Origin of the sequence: Actinosynnema sp. NPDC091369 (assembly GCF_044757065.1) — a bacterium.
GTDB lineage: Bacteria > Actinomycetota > Actinomycetes > Mycobacteriales > Pseudonocardiaceae > Actinosynnema.
This window is the reverse complement of sequence record NZ_JBIVUG010000001.1, coordinates 99,518-112,885: the sequence shown is the minus strand read 5'-3', so window position 1 is coordinate 112,885 and position 13,368 is coordinate 99,518. Positions and strand designations below refer to the sequence as shown.

The following is a 13,368-nucleotide window of genomic DNA, read 5'->3' as shown; positions in this document are numbered from 1 at the left end:
AGTTGACCGCGTGACGATGGTGGACAGCGGACCCGAACCACGCCTGGCCAGGCTGTGGCGCGGCGTCAGCGGCGCGCTCGCCGTCGGCTTGGTGCTGCTGGCGCTGGCGATGATCGGCGTGCAGGTCTACGCGGGAGCGCACGACCTGCCCGGACCGGGGCTCGACGTGGTGATCGGGCACGTCCTGGCGGCCACCGCCGCGGTGGTGGCACAGGTCGTCGCCGACCGCCGCCGGGGCTGGGCGGTGGCGGTGTGCGGCCTGGTGGTCGTGCTGCTGGCGGTGGCGACCCTGTGGTTCTTCTGGTGGGCGTGACCGGGCTCAGGCCAGCCAGGCGCGCCAGGTCGGCAACAAGGTGGCCAGCAGCGCCTCCGGCGCCTCGGTGTTCGGGTTGTGCATGACGCCGGACAGCACGGCGAAGTCGGCGTCGAGCCGTTCGGCCATGTCCCGCTGGCTCGCGGCCGACCACGCGTCGTCCAGGTCGCCGCACACCACCAGGCACGGTATGCCGGCCGACCGCATGACCCGGGCCAGCTTGGCGACCAGGTCCGGCTCGGTGCGCAGCGCCTCGCCCATGCCGAGCAGCCCGGCGGGTGACGAGCGCACGAACCGCTCCCGGTAGAAGTCCTTGAGCTCCTGCGGGACGTGGCGCCAGTTCGGGTTGAGCGCCAAGCGGGTCTCGTTGACCTCCTGCGACGCCTCCACGCCCTGCTCGCGCAGCACGATCTCGCCGTAGTCCAGGGCGGTGCGGCGCGCACCCGGCGGCAGCTCGGACGGGCCGGACGCCATCAGCGTCAACCCCGAGACGGGAGCGCCCGCGAGCACCGCGCCACGCGCCACCAGTCCGCCGAACGAGTGACCGAGCAGCAGCACGCGCCGGCCCTCGGCGGCGAGCTTCGCGACCAGTTCGGCTACCACCGAGCCCAGCACCTCGGGCCGGTAGTCGGCTTCGAGCAGCGGGCCGGGTGACTCGTACTGGCCGGGCAGGTCGATCGCGACGGCCTCGACGCCCGCGTCGGCGATCGGGTCGAGCAGCGGCGCGAAGTCCTCCTTGGACCCCGTGTAGCCGGGCACGAGCAGCGCGGTGGCGCCGAGGTCGCGTCCGACGGCCGGGGCGTGCAGGGCCGCGATCGGGCCGTGCCTGCCGGGCAGGTCCACGCGTTGCGCCCGGTGCGGGCTGAACTGCGAGTGCACGTCTCGCAGTCTGCCGCACCGGCCGCGCGTGCGCGTGGCGCGTTACCGCAGTGCGACGAGCGTGCCGCCGCGCTGCTCCAGCACCACGGGCCCCTCGGTGGCCATCTCGACCGGGCCGGTGTGGTCGCCGCGGTCGACCGGGACCGACGCGACCTCCTCGCCGGTGACCTGGTCGAGCACCTTCAGGCCGTCGTCGACCGGCAGCAGCAGCCGGCCCGCGAGCGTGGTGCCCGCGCCGAGCGTGCCGTTCGCGGTCCACAGGGGGTTCAGGTCGGCCAGGGACAGCGCGACCGTCTTCGAACCGGTGAACCAGTAGATGTTCGCGGTGCTGGTGAACGTCGACGCCACCCGGCCGGGCGGGTCGCCCGCGAGCTCGTCGGCGGAGACGTCGACCGGGTAGGTGCCGACCGAGGAACCGGTCTCGGAGTCGAACACCACGATCCGGCCCGGCGCGGCCAGCGCGACCCGGTTCGCGGTCACGGCGATCACCCGCGCGCCGGTCTCGCCGGTCACGGTGCTGCTGATGACCTGCGGCTCGTCGGACTTCTCCGGGTTGGGCTTGAGGATGGTGAGGCGGTCGGACGGGTCCAGCGAGGGGCAGCGCTCGATCATCGCGATCTTGCCGCCGGTGACCGCGAACGAGTGGTAGGTGCAGCCGGTGCGGGGCTGCTTGCCCGGGTTGACGATGGCGCGCAGGGTGCCGTACTCCAGCGAGCGGACCAGGTCGTCGCGGCGGTAGACCTCGACGTACGTGCCGCCGGTGGTGAGCACGTGGGAGCCCTCGTTCAGCAGGCGGGTGCCGAGCTCGGCGTCGCCGTTGCGCTGCGGGCCGCGCTTGCCGGAGGCCGTTTCGAGGGTGGTGACCTCGGAGCAGTTGGTGTCCTTGCGGTGGACGGCGAACACGCGGCCCCAGGCCGTGGAGACGGTGCACAGGGGCAGGTCGCGGGCGTAGCGCCAGCGGACGTCGCCGGTGAACGCGTCCCGGCCGACGACCTCGCCGCCGTCGCCGGTGACGATGACCGAGTCGAGGTTCACCGGAACGGGGGTCGCCCCACTGGGTGCCCGCCAGATCTCGGACAGCGTCGGCGGCATCGCGGTGACCGGCTGCAACGGCGTGATCTCGGACGGGCCGGTCTGGCTGACGGTGTTGCGGGCGTCGCTGGTGAGCCACAGCACCAGGCTCGCCACCAGCACCGCGACCACGACCAGCGCGACGCCGATGAAGTCACCCCTGGTGCGCCACGACCGTGACGGCACCGGCTCGGCGATCACGTCGTCCCGCGGCGCGCCGGACTCGGCCAGGACGTCTTCCTCGTCCACCACGACCTGCCCGTTCGACTCCGCCTGCTCCGGCTGGCCCACTGCCCGGCTCCCGATGGTCGGTGATCTATCGCGTTCGGTCTGGCGTCATGCTGCCACCACCGGGAAGAGGTCGGTGTGAGGCGGCACCACCTTCGACCGCCCACCGCCTCCCACGCCCCCGCATCGTGCTCGTTTTGGGTGATTTGACGCTCTTCGGCCAACCCGGACGGCCGCTGGTGTGCCGCTCCCGCCGCGTGCCCCAGCGGCCTGCTCCGGCAGCGCTCACGCGGCTTGCCCGCGCGGCCCGCCCCGGCGGCGCTCACGCGGCCTGCCTCAGCGGCGTATTTCTGCGGTCCGCTCCGAGGGCGGCGCTGCGGCGGCGTGTTCCTGCGGCCTGCGCCTGCCCCTGCGGCCCGCGCCCGGGGCGGTGCTCCGGCGGCTTGCCCCAGCGGCTTTCGGCGCGGCCGGCTCCGGTCACCTGCCCGCTGCCCGCGGCCTGCTCCGGCGTGTCGCTCGGCGGGGTGCCGGGGGTGGTTCGGGGCGCCTCGTTCTAACCGAGGTGCGGTAACAGTGTTTCCGTACATTTTCGGGCCATGATCACCCGATCGTGTTCGGTGGTCGGGCCGGGCAGCGCACGTGGTCGCGCTGCCCACCACGATTGTTCCCTAGTCGGCCTGGGCCGGCTCGGACGACTCGCCGCCGCCCGTGCGACGACGCCGACGCCTGCGCGGGCGCTCGCCCTCGCCGGTGGCCGGTTCGGTCGGTGCGCCGGCGGTGACCTCGGACGACGCCTCGGACGCGGTGCCGTTCTCGCCCGCTGCCACGCCACCGCGGCTGCGACGGCGCTTGCGCGGCCGGGTGCCGCCCTCCTCGCCCGAGCCCGAACCGGTGGAACCGGTGCCGGTGGCGTTGCCCGAACCCGACTCGGCGGTCTCGGCCGCGTCACCCGAGCCCGAACGGCCGCTGCGACGGCGCTTGCGCGTCTTCTTCTCGCCCTTCAGGTTCTCCTCCGGCTCGGCACCGAGGCCGGCGCGCGTGCGCAGCCCCAGCGGCAGCCGGCCGGTCGACCCGGCGGGGATGTCCAGGTCCTTGAACAGGTGGTCGGACGTCGAGTACGTCTCCACCGGCTCCGGCTTGCCCAGGTTGAGCGCGTCGCTGATCATCTTCCACCGGGGCATCTCGTCCCAGTCGACCAGCGTCACGGCCACACCCGTGCGCCCCGCCCGACCCGTGCGGCCGATGCGGTGCACGTAGGTCTTCTCGTCCTCGGGGCACTGGTAGTTGATCACGTGCGTGACGCCCTCGACGTCGATGCCGCGCGCGGCCACGTCGGTGGCCACCAGCACGTCGATCTTGCCCGAGCGGAACGCCCGCAGCGCCTGCTCGCGCGCGCCCTGCCCCAGGTCGCCGTGCACGGCCGCGGCGGCGAAGCCGCGTTCGACCAGCTCGTCGGCGACCTTCTGGGCGGTGCGCTTGGTCCGGGTGAACACCATCGACAGGCCGCGCTCACGCGCCTGCAACGCCCGAGCCAGGAGCTCCGACTTGTCCAGGGCGTGCGCCCGGTAGACGAACTGCTCGGTGCGCTCGTGGATCGCGCCCGCGTCGTTCTCCTCGGCCCGCACGTGCGTGGGCTGGTTGAGGAACGTGCGGGCCAGCGTGATGATCGGGCCGGGCATGGTCGCCGAGAACAGCATGGTCTGCCGCTCGTCGGGCACCATGCGCAGGATGCGCTCGATGTCGGGCAGGAAGCCCAGGTCGAGCATCTCGTCGGCCTCGTCCAGCACCAGGCCGCGCACCTTGCCGAGCACCAGGTGGCGCTGCTCGGCCAGGTCGAGCAACCGGCCCGGCGTGCCGACGACCACGTCGACGCCCTTGCGCAGCGCCGCGATCTGCGGCTCGTACGGCCGGCCGCCGTAGATGGCCAGCACGCGCACGTTGAGGTGCTTCGCCGCGTCGGTCAGGTCGTGGGTGACCTGGAGGCACAGCTCGCGCGTCGGCACGACGACGAGCGCCTGAGGCGTGCCGTCGCCGGGCGTGACGATGCGCTGGAGCAGCGGGATGCCGAAGCCCAGCGTCTTGCCGGTGCCGGTGCGGGCCTGCCCGATGACGTCGTCACCGGCCAGCGCCAGCGGCAGGGTCAGCTCCTGGATGGCGAAGGTGCGGTGGATGCCCGCCTCGGCCAGGGAGCGCACGATCTCCTCGCGCACGCCGAGCTCGCCGAAGGTGGGCGAATCGGGTTTGACCGGGGCGTCGGCCACGAGCGGGTGCGAGGTGTCGTCCTCGGGGACACCCGCCTCGCTGTGCTCCAAGGCCACCGGGTCGACATGGGTCTCTTCGTTCGTCGCGGTCAGGGTGATCGCCTCTCTCGTACCAGCGCGCCACGGCCTGTACGGGCCGCTCGACCGCGTCACCGCCACTGGGGCCACCGCAAGGGGCCGGGCGGGTCGCGGGAGGGCCAGCGAGGTGTGTGCGCGCACCCTCTCCTGACGGCACGGTGCCGCCGCAGTTCAGCCGACGGCACCGCTGCGAGCCCCCACTGGGCCGCGCCGCGCCGGGCGTCATCTGTCGAGTCTACCCGCCGACTAGGCCGATCGGGCTGGTTCGCGGGGTCGAGTGCGGTTTCGCGTGCCCGAGGTGTTGCCGACGACACCCGACTAGGCTCCGTTCCATGAGCGACCCGGGAGTGGATGCAGCGGTGGGTCAGGCGGTTGCGGTGGGTGATGGTGACCAGGTGGCGGAGGGTGTCGTGGACCTCCTCGGCGCCCTCGCGTACGGCGAGCTGTCGGCGTTCGACCGGCTCGCCGAGGACGCCCGGACCGCGCCCACGCTGGCCGGGCGCGCCGCCCTGTCGCAGATGGCGGCGGCCGAGATCGGCCACTACGCGCTGCTGGAGCGGTACCTGGCCGAGCGCGGCCACTCGCTGGAGGAGGCCATGCGCCCCTTCGTCGCGGGCTTCGACGGCTTCCACGCCTCCACCGCGCCGCGCACGTGGTTGGAGTCGCTGGTGAAGGCTTACGTCGGGGACGCGCTGGCGGCCGACTTCTACCGCGAGGTCGCCGAGTGGCTGGACGAGCCGACCAAGGAGCTGGTGCTCGCGGTGCTGGCCGACACGGGCCACTCGGCGTTCGCCGAGCGCGAAGTCCGGGCCGCCTGCGACGACGACCCGACGTTGCGAGACCGGCTCACGTTGTGGGGGCGCCGGCTGCTCGGCGAAGCATTGACGCAGGCCCAGTACGTGGTGGCGGAGCGGGACGGGCTCGCGGAGCTGATCGTGCGCGGCTCGGGCGACCTGGCGGGCATCGCGGCGCTGTTCCGGCGGCTCCAGCAGAGCCACACGCGACGCATGACGGCGCTCGGGCTCGGCTAGGGTTGGTGGTCGAAAGCCATCAACGCCGCACGGAGGTCAGCGTGGAGGTCAGGGTCGGGATCGCGGACAGCCCGCGGGAGCTCGTGGTGTCCAGCGGGCTCACCCCCGAAGAGGTCGAGGCGCAGGTCGCGGACGCGCTGAAGGCGGGCACCGGGCAGCTCGTGCTGGTCGACCAGAAGGGCGCCCGCTACGTGGTGCCGGCGGCGCGCATCGCGTACGTGGAGATCGGTCCGAGCGACTCCCGCCGGGTCGGGTTCGTCGCCGGCGACTGAGCGTCCACGTCGCGTTCCGCCCGGGCGGCACGAGAGCGACTTCGGGTCCGGGGTGACCGGACACGAGAAGGGGCACCCGATCGGGTGCCCCTTCCGCGTTTCCCACCCCGGTCAGCCCACTGCGAACGGCGGTGTGGAGACGCCCGCCACGCGGTAGCGCCGCCAGGGGTCGGGGTCGGTCAGCGACCCGGTCGCCGAGCCGTCCGGCGTGCGCAGCAGCGCGGTCCGCGCACCGCCCTCGACCAGCTCGGTGACCTGCTCGTTCGCGCCGACCCGGCCGTACCAGTGGTACCGGCCGTCGATGGGCTGGAAGTAGCCGCGCAGCTCGACGCGCACGGGCACCTCCCGCTCGTCGAACACCAGCACGGCCTCGCCGGTGTAGCCCTCTTCGTCGTGCTCGTGCTCCTCGCTCATCACGCCTCCTCGACGTCGACGACCCGCAACCGGGGTCCTTCGTGCAGGTCCTCCACCACGGGCAGGTCGGTGCTCAGCGGCGCGTCCGGGTCGAGCTCGACGCCCGCGGAGCGCAGCAGGCCGTCGATGGCGTGCCAGATGATCGTGGTCAGGTAGTCGCTCAGGCTCGACCGCGTCATGGACTGCCGGTCCAGCCACCAGTCGCCCGCGTTCTGGACCATGCCGACCAGGGCGTGCGCCCACGGCTCGGCGCCGCCGGAGTCCATGTCGAACGCGCGCAGGTAGTCGCCGAGCAGCCGGGCCAGGGCCGCCGCGATCAGCTCCTTGTCCTCGGTGACCACGTCCTGCTCGACCGGGCGGTCGGTGAACGACTTGCGCACCACGAACCGGTACAGGTTGGGGTGCTCCTCGATCACCGACAGGTAGGCGTCGACGATGCCCTTGATGCGACGGCGGACCGGGCCGTCGTGCTCGATGGCGGGGCCCATCTTGTCCATCAGCATCTCGGTGCCGCGCCGGCCGACGGCCAGGTACAGGTCGGACTTGTCGGCGAAGTGCCGGTAGAGCACCGGCTTGCTGACACCCGCCTCGGCGGCGATCTCGTCCATGCCCACTTCCGGGCCGTGCTTGGCCACGGCGCGGATGGTGGCCTCCACGAATTCGGCGCGCCGCGCCTCGCGGTGCCCCTTCCACCGTTCCCGGCGGGCGTCCGTTCCGCCCTTGACAGTTCGAGCCATGTGACGCACGCTACCAGAAGTAACCGTTACCTCAAGTAACAGATAACCCCACCGGGGAGGGACGACCGATGACGAAGACCTTGAAGGTCGCGGATCGCGAGAAGACCGCCGAACGTCTGCTCAACTCCTCGGCCGACAAGTTCTACGACCCCGAGGTCGACATCGACTGGTCCGCGCCCCTCGTCGACGGCCTGCGGTTCACGCCGGAGCACCGCTGCTCGCTGTACGGCACCGAGCTGTGGGAGCGGATGAGCCCGGAGCAGCGCATCGACCTGTCCCGGCACGAGGTGGCGAGCGTGGCCAGCGTCGGGCTGTGGTTCGAGATCCTGCTGATGCAGATGCTGCTCAAGGAGGTCTACCGCTCGGACCCGACGACCAAGCACGCGCAGTACGCGCTGACCGAGGTCGCCGACGAGTGCCGGCACTCCACCATGTTCGCCCGCATGGTCGAGACGATCGGCTGCCCGCCCTACGGCCCCCGCCAGTACACCTACCAGCTGGGCAAGCTGCTGCCGGTGATCGGCTACGGGCCCGCGCTGTACGGGTCGATCCTGGTCGCCGAGGAGATCCTCGACCGGTTGCAGCGCGAGACGATGGCCGACGAGACGGTGCAGCCGCTGGTGCGCATGGTCAACCGGATCCACGTGCTCGAAGAGGCCCGGCACGTCCGGTTCGCGCGCGAGGAGGTCGTGCGCGGGATGGAGAAGCTGACCAAGAAGGAGCTGCCCTACCAGCGGTGGCTGATCGCGACCACGTCCATGTTCATCACCCGGTCGCTGATCAACCCGGACGTGTACGCGGCCGTGGGGCTGGACAAGGAGCAGGCCCACAAGGCGGCGCTGGCCAACCCGCACTGGCAGGAGAGCATCCGCTGGTCGGGCGAGCGGATCATGAAGTTCCTGGACGAGGTCGGCCTGGTCGGCAAGCCCGGCATGCGTGCCTGGCGCCGGTCGTTCCTGCTCGGATGAGGGCCCGGACGGCGGCGCCGTGGGAGGCCGACCAGCGGTTCGTGACCGCCGACGGCACCGCGCTGCACGTCGTGGACACCGGGCCGCGCGACGCCGACGTCACCACCGTGCTGCTGCACGGGTGGACGTTGGACCACACGTCGTGGGACGCGGTGGCGGCCGGGCTGCCGGGGCGCGTGCTGCGGTACGACCACCGCGGTCACGGCGGCTCGGCGCCCGCGCCGGCCGGGACGGCCACCATCGCGCGGTGCGCGGACGACCTGGCCGAGCTGCTGGCGGCGCGCGTGCCGACCGGGCGGCTCGTGCTGGCCGGGCACTCGATGGGCGGCATGACGATCATGGCGTTGGCCGAGCAGCACCCCTCGCTGCTCGACCGCGTCGCCGGCGTCGTCCTGGTCGCCACCTCTTCGGGTGAGCTGGCCGGGTCGACCCTGGGGCTGCCGGGGCCGGTCGGCCGGGCGTTCGTGGCGGGGGAGAAGGCGGTCAACCGGCGGATCGCCCGGCTGCGGCGGGCCGAGCTGCTCAAGCGCACCGAGGTGGCCCGGCCGGGGCTGCGGTGGCTGCTGTTCGGCAAGCGGCCGTCGTGGCGGCACGTCGCCCTGACCGCCGCGATGGTCGGCCGGTGCCACCCGGTGAGCATGGTCGGGTTCCGCGACTCGCTGGACGAGCACGACCGGCGCAAGGCGCTGGCCGGGCTGGCGACCATCCCGACGGTCGTGCTGGCGGGCGCGGAGGACCGGCTGACACCGCTGCGCCACGCCCGCGTGCTGGCCGACGAGCTGCCGCACGCCGAGCTGGTGATCCACCTGGGTGCCGGCCACATGCTGCCCCTGGAGCGGGCGGACGAGGTCACAGCACACATCACCGCGTTGCTGTGACCACGGGTTGAGGGCCGTCGTCGGGGACGGCCCTCAACCCGGGTCCTCAGTGCTGGAGCGGGAAGCCGCCGCCGATGCCGCGCCAGGCCAGGTTCGAGATCAGGGCGATCGCGTCCTCCTTGGCGAGCTTGCGGTCGTCCGCCAGCCACGAACGGGCCGTGACCTGGGACAACCCCACCAGGCCCACGGCCAGCAGCCGGGCCCGGTGCTCGTCGAGGCCCGCGTCGGCGGTGATCGTGTCGGTGATGGCCTCCACGCTGTCGGTCGTCGCCCGCTCCACGGCGCGCGCCACCGCGGGCTCGCCGCGCAGGTCCGACTCGAACACCATCCGGAACGCCTGGCCCTCGCCGTCCACGAAGTCGTAGAACGCGGCCACCGCGGCCTTCACCCGCTGCTTGTTGTCCGTCGTGGACGCCAGCGCGCCGCGCACGCGGTTCACCAGCTCGTCCACGTGGGACTCCAGCAGGGCCAGGTACAGCTCGAGCTTGCCGGGGAAGTGCTGGTAGAGGACCGGTTTGCTGACTCCCGCGCGCTCGGCGATCTCGTCCATCGCGGCGGCGTGGTAGCCGTTGGTCACGAACACGTCCTGCGCCGCGGCCAGCAACTGGGCACGCCGAGCGGTCCGCGGGAGCCGTACACCCCGCCCCGCCGCGCCGCCGTGGTGCCCGACCGCAGTCTGGGCCGTCTCCGTCATGGTGCCTCCAGCCAACCAATCACTTCGCGGAACCGGGAAAGGGGTTGCCCTTCCGGCTCGCCGGCAACCTTACTCGCTGGTAGCAGCGTTCCGGGAAAGCTTCTCGTTTCGTAGGACGCCAGGCCAGGCATCCTGGGGTGGTGACCGAGACGCTGGAGGCGCGCCGAACCGCCATCACGCACGTGCCCCTGTCCACCGCGCCGCTACCTCCGCTGGACACAACGATCGAGCCGTGGCCTGGTGACTACGTCGAGGTCGGCGGGCACCGCGTGCACGTCCGCCGCACCCCCGGACCGGCCGCCGAGAAGGCCGTCTACGTGCACGGACTGGGCGGCTCCTCGACCAACTGGACCGACCTGGCCGCCCAGCTGCGCGAGCGCGTCGAGGGCCACGCGCTGGACCTGCCCGGGTTCGGCCGCTCCGAGCCGATCGACGGCTACGACTTCCGGATGGCCACCCACGCGCGGGTCGTCACCGAGTACGTCGAATCGCTCGGCGCGGGCCCCGTGCACCTGTTCGGCAACTCCATGGGCGGCGCGATCACGTTGATGGTCGCCTCGACCCGGCCCGACCTGGTGCGCACGCTGACCCTGGTCTCGCCTGCCGTGCCGGACCTGCGGCTGAGCCTGCGCCGGGTGTCGGACCGGCGGCTGCCGCTGGCGTTCCTGCCGGTCGTCGGCCCGCGGGTCCGCGACCAGCTGGCGCTGGTGACGCCGCGTGAGCGCACCCACCAGATGCTGCGGCTGTGCTTCGCCGACCCGGGCACGGTGCCGGCGAACCGGATCGAGCAGAGCGAGCACGAGTACACCGAGCGGTCGGCGCAGGCGTGGGCGGGCAACGCGCTCAGCGCCAGCACCATCGACCTGATCCGGTCGTGGCTGGTGCCGCGGAAGAAGTCGATGTGGCTGCTGCCGCCGAAGATCAGCGCGCCGACGCTGGTCGTGTGGGGCACGGAGGACCGGCTGGTCAGCGTGCGCAAGGCGCCGCGGGTGGCCCGGCTGATCCCGCGCGGCCGGCTGCTCGCGCTGCCGCGCACCGGGCACGTCGCGCAGATGGAACGACCCGCGTCGGTGGCCCGTGCGGTGGTGGGCATGTGGGAGGCGGTCGAGCGACACGAGTGGTGACGCGCTCGTCACCTGGAATCCGCCATCCGGGTGCGGTTGTGGCACCCTGGTTGCCGTGAACCGGACGTCGCAGGGCGCGCGTGACACGCCGCCGTCCGCCGATGACCGGCCGTCGCTGTCCGAAGACCGCTACCGCCGCGGCGCGCGCCGCACCGGCGCCGAGCCGCTGGCCGCGTCCTGGGAACCGGCCGGTCGGCGGCGCCGCAAGCGCCGCGGGGGCGTGCAGGGGCTGGTCAAGGGCTACGGCTGGCGGATCTACGCCATTCCCGTGCTGCTCGTGCTCACGGCCCTGGTCGTGCTGGACACCGCCGCGCCGTCGACCGGTTCGGGCGGCGACGCGAACACCGCCCAGCCGGGTGGCGCGACGTCCGCGCCGGCGACGTCCGCCGGCCCGCCCGAGGCGACCGAGAAGCCGCCGGCCGACATCGACCTGAAGAACTTCCCGACCGCGCAGCTGCCGGACGGGCCGAAGTTCTCCGAGCAGGGCGCGGGCACGTTCGCCGTGATCCCGGGCACGACGCCGCAGGTCGGCAGCGGCGGGACGCTCTACCGGTACCAGATCGCCATCGAGGACGGCGTGGAGCCGGCGGACTACAACGGCGACCGGGAGGCGTTCGCCCGCACGGTGGACGGCATCCTCGCCGACCCGCGCAGCTGGATCGGCACCGGCCAGGCGTCCATGCAGCGCGTCGACGGCGAGCCGGTCGACTTCGTCGTGAGCTTGACCACCACCGGGACCACGCACGCGCTGTGCGGGTTCCAGATCCAGTTCGAGTCGTCGTGCTGGCACTCGGGCACCAAGCGGGTCGTCATCAACGCCGCCCGGTGGGTGCGCGGCGCGAAGGTCTACGGCAACGACATCAGCGCCTACCGGACCTACGCGATCAACCACGAGGTCGGCCACGTGCTGCGCAACCCGCACGAGGGCTGCAAGGCCGACGGCAAGGCGGCGCCGGTGATGATGCAGCAGTCGTTCGGCGTGGCCAACGACTACGTCGCCCAGCTGAACTCGGTCGACTCGTCCAACCGGTACGCGGTGGAGGCGAACGGCCTGGTGTGCACGGCCAACCCGTTCCCGGTGGCCCCGCAGTAACCGTCGTCCCGCGCCTTGGGACGACTTCCCATCGGGGAAGACGGACGGGCAGGCTGGTGTTGTCCGTCGGTACAGGACATGTTTCGTCGAGGAGGACTCAGATGGCGCTTCCGCCGCTCGTGGAGCCCGCAGCGGAGCTGACCAAGGAAGAAGTAGCGCGCTACAGCCGCCACCTGATCATCCCGGACGTCGGGGTCGACGGGCAGAAGCGGCTGAAGAACGCGAAGGTCCTGGTCGTCGGAGCCGGCGGGCTGGGCAGCCCGGCCCTGCTCTACCTGGCGGCGGCGGGCGTCGGCACGCTGGGCGTGATCGACTTCGACATCGTCGACGAGTCGAACCTCCAGCGGCAGGTCATCCACGGCCAGTCCGACATCGGCAAGCCGAAGGCGGAGTCGGCGCGGGACTCGGTGGCCGAGATCAACCCGTTCGTGAAGGTGGTGCTGCACCAGACCCACCTGAACTCGGAGAACGCGCTCGACATCTTCCGCGACTACGACCTGATCCTGGACGGCACGGACAACTTCGCCACCCGGTACCTGGTCAACGACGCGGCCGTGCTGCTGGGCAAGCCGTACGTGTGGGGCTCGATCTTCCGGTTCGAGGGCCAGGTCAGCGTCTTCTGGGAGGACGCGCCGAACGGCCAGGGCCTCAACTACCGCGACCTCTACCCCGAGCCGCCGCCGCCCGGCATGGTGCCGTCGTGCGCCGAGGGCGGGGTGCTGGGCGTGCTGTGCGCGTCGATCGGCTCGATCATGGTGACCGAGGCGATCAAGCTGCTGACCGGCATCGGCGACCCGCTGCTCGGCCGGCTCATGGTCTACGACGCCCTGGAGATGTCCTACCGGACCATCAAGATCCGCAAGGACCCGGAGAGCCCGAAGATCACGGAGCTGATCGACTACGAGGCGTTCTGCGGCGTGGTGTCCGACGACGCCCAGCAGGCCGCGGCGGGCAACACGATCACGCCGCTGGAGCTGAAGCAGAAGCAGGACAGCGGCGAGGACTTCCTGCTGGTGGACGTCCGCGAGTCGCACGAGTACGAGATCGTGAAGATCCCGGGCTCGGTGCTGATCCCGAAGGACCGGATCCTGTCGGGCGAGGCGTTCGCCGAGCTGCCGCAGGACAAGCAGGTCGTGCTGCACTGCAAGTCGGGCGCCCGGTCCGCCGAGGCGCTGGCCGTGCTGCACCAGGCCGGGTTCAAGGACGCCGTGCACGTGGGCGGCGGCGTGCTCGCCTGGGCCCGCGAGGTCGACCCGTCGCTGCCGACCTACTGACCCGCACCTGATCGACAACGCCACGCAGGGGTCCCCGCCCAGGGGACCCCTGT

14 protein-coding genes are annotated in these 13,368 nt (G+C 72.3%); 8 read left to right on the top strand and 6 right to left on the bottom strand.

All coding sequences use genetic code 11. The features are described 5' to 3' along the window. Positions 1–10 precede the first annotated feature (10 nt). The gene (locus tag ACIQMJ_RS00505) at positions 11–313 is read left to right on the top strand and encodes a hypothetical protein (protein ID WP_499758885.1); all 303 of its coding nucleotides are present in this window, start codon (positions 11–13) and stop codon (positions 311–313) included. 6 nt (positions 314–319) lie between these two features. Here the strand turns inward: ACIQMJ_RS00505 and ACIQMJ_RS00500 are convergent, their stop codons facing one another. From ACIQMJ_RS00500 to ACIQMJ_RS00490, 3 genes are all read right to left on the bottom strand, one after another. Further along, complete coding sequence (locus ACIQMJ_RS00500) at positions 320–1,192, bottom strand: alpha/beta fold hydrolase (RefSeq protein WP_499758884.1); 873 nt, start codon at positions 1,190–1,192, stop codon at positions 320–322. Between the two features lie 42 nt (positions 1,193–1,234). Next, the gene (locus ACIQMJ_RS00495; protein WP_499758883.1) at positions 1,235–2,554 is read right to left on the bottom strand and encodes an Rv3212 family protein; all 1,320 of its coding nucleotides are present in this window, start codon (positions 2,552–2,554) and stop codon (positions 1,235–1,237) included. A gap of 605 nt (positions 2,555–3,159) precedes the next feature. After that, a complete protein-coding gene (locus ACIQMJ_RS00490; RefSeq protein WP_499758882.1) occupies positions 3,160–4,809 on the bottom strand; it encodes a DEAD/DEAH box helicase in 1,650 nt (549 codons plus the stop codon). 353 nt (positions 4,810–5,162) lie between these two features. Here ACIQMJ_RS00490 and ACIQMJ_RS00485 point away from each other — a divergent pair, with 353 nt between their 5' ends. Further along, a complete protein-coding gene (locus ACIQMJ_RS00485) occupies positions 5,163–5,861 on the top strand; it encodes a ferritin-like fold-containing protein (RefSeq protein WP_499758881.1) in 699 nt (232 codons plus the stop codon). Positions 5,862–5,902: 41 nt separating this feature from the next. Next, complete coding sequence (locus ACIQMJ_RS00480; RefSeq protein ID WP_141979054.1) at positions 5,903–6,133, top strand: DUF3107 domain-containing protein; 231 nt, start codon at positions 5,903–5,905, stop codon at positions 6,131–6,133. 111 nt (positions 6,134–6,244) lie between these two features. Here ACIQMJ_RS00480 and ACIQMJ_RS00475 read toward each other — a convergent pair whose 3' ends face one another. Further along, complete coding sequence (locus ACIQMJ_RS00475; protein ID WP_499758880.1) at positions 6,245–6,547, bottom strand: DUF4873 domain-containing protein; 303 nt, start codon at positions 6,545–6,547, stop codon at positions 6,245–6,247. After that, on the bottom strand, positions 6,547–7,284 hold the full coding sequence (locus ACIQMJ_RS00470) for a TetR/AcrR family transcriptional regulator (protein ID WP_499758879.1): 738 nt from the start codon (positions 7,282–7,284) through the stop codon (positions 6,547–6,549). Before ACIQMJ_RS00470 ends, ACIQMJ_RS00475 begins: the two co-directional genes overlap by 1 nt. Positions 7,285–7,352: 68 nt before the next feature. On the opposite strand from ACIQMJ_RS00470, the gene ACIQMJ_RS00465 reads away from it, so the two are divergent. Both ACIQMJ_RS00465 and ACIQMJ_RS00460 read left to right on the top strand, forming a co-directional pair. Then, positions 7,353–8,252 carry an AurF N-oxygenase family protein gene (locus ACIQMJ_RS00465; protein WP_499758878.1) on the top strand — a complete coding sequence of 300 codons (900 nt, stop codon included), beginning with the start codon at positions 7,353–7,355 and terminating at the stop codon, positions 8,250–8,252. Continuing rightward, positions 8,249–9,130: an alpha/beta fold hydrolase gene (locus tag ACIQMJ_RS00460; protein WP_499758877.1), complete on the top strand. Its 882-nt coding sequence runs from the start codon at positions 8,249–8,251 to the stop codon at positions 9,128–9,130. Before ACIQMJ_RS00465 ends, ACIQMJ_RS00460 begins: the two co-directional genes overlap by 4 nt. Before the next feature lie 46 nt (positions 9,131–9,176). Here ACIQMJ_RS00460 and ACIQMJ_RS00455 read toward each other — a convergent pair whose 3' ends face one another. Next, a complete protein-coding gene (locus ACIQMJ_RS00455) occupies positions 9,177–9,824 on the bottom strand; it encodes a TetR/AcrR family transcriptional regulator (protein ID WP_499758876.1) in 648 nt (215 codons plus the stop codon). Positions 9,825–9,964: 140 nt separating this feature from the next. Between ACIQMJ_RS00455 and ACIQMJ_RS00450 the strand changes: the two genes are divergently transcribed. The 3 genes from ACIQMJ_RS00450 to moeZ all read left to right on the top strand — a co-directional run bounded on the left by ACIQMJ_RS00450 (position 9,965) and on the right by moeZ (position 13,315). Beyond that, complete coding sequence (locus tag ACIQMJ_RS00450) at positions 9,965–10,948, top strand: alpha/beta fold hydrolase (RefSeq protein ID WP_499758875.1); 984 nt, start codon at positions 9,965–9,967, stop codon at positions 10,946–10,948. A gap of 55 nt (positions 10,949–11,003) precedes the next feature. After that, positions 11,004–12,041: a DUF3152 domain-containing protein gene (locus ACIQMJ_RS00445; RefSeq protein ID WP_499758874.1), complete on the top strand. Its 1,038-nt coding sequence runs from the start codon at positions 11,004–11,006 to the stop codon at positions 12,039–12,041. 101 nt (positions 12,042–12,142) lie between these two features. After that, entirely contained in the window at positions 12,143–13,315 is a 1,173-nt protein-coding gene (gene moeZ / locus ACIQMJ_RS00440) for an adenylyltransferase/sulfurtransferase MoeZ (protein WP_499758873.1), read from the top strand. Positions 13,316–13,368: the final 53 nt, after the last annotated feature.